A 2,701-nucleotide genomic window follows, 5' to 3' on the forward strand; every position below is an offset into this window, starting at 1 on the left:
GGGCGGACCCGCAGGGCCCGGTCGGTGCGCCGCCGGTCCCCGTCGGCGCCGACCCGCTCGCGAACGCCCCGGCGCCGGACCTCCGGGCCGCGCCGCCCGTGGCGGTGCCCGTGCGCGTCGGCCGGCAGGGCATCTACGACCGCGACCGCCGGCTGGTGGCGTACGAGCTGCTGTTCCGCGCCCACGGCGGCACGAGCGCGGCCCTGGTGGGCCAGGCGGCGCAGGACCGCGCCACCTCCCAGGTGATCAGCGCGACGTTCGGGGACTTCGGCGTCGAGCAGATCGCCGGTGACCGCCCCCTCTTCCTCAACCTCACGCGCGGCTTCCTCACCGGGCAGCTGCCCGTGCCCTGCGCGCCGGGCCGGGTCGTGCTGGAGCTGCTGGAGGACGTCGTCGTCGACGAGGAGGTGCTGCGCGGCCTGGTGGACCTGCGGGAGCGGGGTTACCGGCTCGCCGTCGACGACTTCGCGGGGGAGGAGCACCGCTGGCCGGCCGTCCCGCTGGCCGACTACGTCAAGATCGACGTCAGCGGCGTCGGGGAACGCTTCGGCGACGTGCTCGGCCTGAGCCGCCGGCTCAACCCCGGCGCGCGCGTCGTCGTCGAGCGCGTCGAGGACGAGGAGACGTTCGCGGCCTGCCGCGCCGCGGGCGCCGACCTCTTCCAGGGGTACCTGCTGCAGCGGCCCGTCACGCTGGAGCAGGCGAGCCTGTCCCCCTCCCAGGTCGTCTGCCTGCGGCTGGTGCGGGCCCTGACCAGCACCGACACCTCCATCGCCGACATCGAGGCGCTGGTGGCCTCCGACCCGGGGCTCAGCGTGCGGGTGCTGCGCACGGTGCGCTCGGCGGCGGTGGGCGCCCGGCAGCAGATCACCTCGCTGCGGCAGGCGATCGTCCTGCTGGGACGGCGCCAGCTGTGCTCGTGGGTGGTGCTGCTGCTGCTGGGCGGCGTCACCCGCGTCGACGAGGAGACCCTGACGCGGGTGCTGGCCCGCGCGACGGCCACCGCGCGGCTGGCGGGCGGCGCCGCCGACCTGGCCTACACGGCGGGGCTGCTCTCCGGCGTGGCGGAGGCCCTCGGCATCGGGGAGGCGGACCTGCTGGGCACGACGGGCGTCGGGCGGGCGGTGCACGCGGCGGTGCTGCAGCACGAGGGCCCGGCGGGTCGCGCGCTGGAGGCGGTGCTGGCGTACGAGGCGGACGAGGAACCGCGGGTGCACGCCGCCGGGTACGGGCTGTACGAGGTGTCGCGCACCTACCTCGCGGCCCTCAGCGGCAGCATGGAGGCGGTGGGCGCCGTGACCGGCGCGACCGGCGGGGCGGACCCTGGGGTCTGACGCCCCGCCGGCGTCGCGGCTCAGGTCGGGCCGGCGCCCATCCCGGGCGGGGGGGCGCCGACGCTCTTGCGGTAGTACGCGGCGGCCTGCCGCTCCGCGAGCAGCCGCGCCAGGCCGATGACGGCGCCGGAGACCAGCGCCCACGCGACGGCCTCCTTCCAGCCGACGTCCGGGTCCTCGGGGTTGTCCGGCGGGTTGCTGCCCGTCGCCAGCTTCCAGGACCGCTTCATCACGGTGTTGGCGGCGGCGCCGGCGCCGACGGCGGCGCCGGTGCCGAGGAGTTTCCAGACCATCGCGTTCATGGAGCGCACCCTGCCCTAGAGGACCCCCAGCAGCCAACGCAGCACCGGCGCCAGCGCGGTCGCGGACAGCCCGAGCATCCCGAGGGCCACGACGAGGGCGACGAGCCGCGTCCCGCGGGCGGGGTCCCCGGTGCGCCGGTCGCGCAGCAGCCTCAGCACCCCGACAGCCTCGCACGGCGCGCCGGTGCAGGGCGAGGACCGCGTGCGCGATCCGGTACGGTCGGGGGTACGACAGGGGAGCGCCGCGGGCGCTGAGAGTGCGGGTAGCCGCAGACCCTCGAACCTGACCCGGTTAGCACCGGCGTAGGGAGTCGGGCCGTCTCGACCTCGTCCCACCCGGGACGCGGGTCCCCCTCCTGCACGTCCGGGAGGAGCACCACATGTCCGCACCCACCCCGCTCGGCAAGCGGGTGCCCGGGCAGCGCCCGGCCGCCGGGCCGGCCCTCGCCCGCCGGCCCCTGCGGCGCTGGCGCAGCGTCGACCTCACCACCGCCGCCCTGCTCGGCGTCGCCTTCGGCGTCGTGTTCTGGGGCTGGGACGTCCTCTACGGCTTCCTGACGCCGCTGTGGGTGGGTTTCCAGCCCGCCGCGGGGCTCGCCGCCGGCGTCTGGCTGCTGCCGGCCGTGGTCGGGGCCCTCGTCGTCCGCCGCCCGGGGGCGGCGCTGTTCGCGGAGGTGGTCGCCGCGACCGTGGAGACCCTGCTGCCCGGCGGCAACCAGTGGGGCGCCGGCGTGCTCGTCTCCGGGGCGCTGCAGGGCCTGGGCGTGGAGCTGGCGGTCGCGCTATTCGCGTGGCGGCGCTTCGGGGCGGCCGTCGCCGTCCTCGGTGGTGTGCTCGCCGCCGCCCTGGAGGTCGCGGCCTACGAGTGGTGGGTGTATGTGCCGGACTACACGTGGGCGTGGAAGCTGGCCTACCTGGGCCTCTTCGCCGTCTCCGGCGCCCTCGTCGCCGGCCTCGGCGGCTGGGCGCTGGTGCGGGCGCTGGCCCGCGCGGGCGCGCTGCGCTCCTTCCCCGCCGCGTTCGAGGAGGACCTGCTGCGCCAGAACCTCGCCGCCGCGGGCGTGC

4 protein-coding genes and 1 riboswitch are annotated in these 2,701 nt (G+C 77.1%); of the genes, 2 read left to right on the forward strand and 2 right to left on the reverse strand.

Going from position 1 to position 2,701, the window contains the following annotated elements:
* Window positions 1-1,334, forward strand: a 1,334-nt coding sequence (locus ABEB16_RS21290; RefSeq protein ID WP_345714176.1) for an EAL and HDOD domain-containing protein, incomplete at its 5' end; no start/stop codon positions are given.
* Window positions 1,335-1,354: 20 nt separating this feature from the next.
* Here ABEB16_RS21290 and ABEB16_RS21295 read toward each other — a convergent pair.
* The gene (locus tag ABEB16_RS21295; protein ID WP_345714177.1) at window positions 1,355-1,636 is read right to left on the reverse strand and encodes a DUF4235 domain-containing protein; all 282 of its coding nucleotides are present in this window, start codon (window positions 1,634-1,636) and stop codon (window positions 1,355-1,357) included.
* Window positions 1,637-1,651: 15 nt separating this feature from the next.
* Window positions 1,652-1,795, reverse strand: a complete 144-nt coding sequence (locus ABEB16_RS21300) for a hypothetical protein (protein ID WP_345714178.1) — start codon at window positions 1,793-1,795, stop codon at window positions 1,652-1,654.
* 64 nt (window positions 1,796-1,859) lie between these two features.
* Window positions 1,860-1,963, forward strand: a riboswitch (TPP riboswitch).
* Between the two features lie 53 nt (window positions 1,964-2,016).
* On the opposite strand from ABEB16_RS21300, the gene ABEB16_RS21305 reads away from it, so the two are divergent.
* Window positions 2,017-2,701 (forward strand): ECF transporter S component (locus tag ABEB16_RS21305; protein ID WP_345714179.1); only part of this gene is annotated, 685 nt, incomplete at its 3' end.

The organism is Kineococcus glutinatus (assembly GCF_039542765.1).
Classification (GTDB): Bacteria; Actinomycetota; Actinomycetes; order Actinomycetales; family Kineococcaceae; genus Kineococcus_A; species Kineococcus_A glutinatus.

Bases quoted from the DNA above. Each gene is read 5' to 3' on its own strand.
- ABEB16_RS21295 (WP_345714177.1), bottom strand. From the start codon at position 1,636: ATGAACGCGATGGTCTGGAAACTCCTCGGCACCGGCGCCGCCGTCGGC.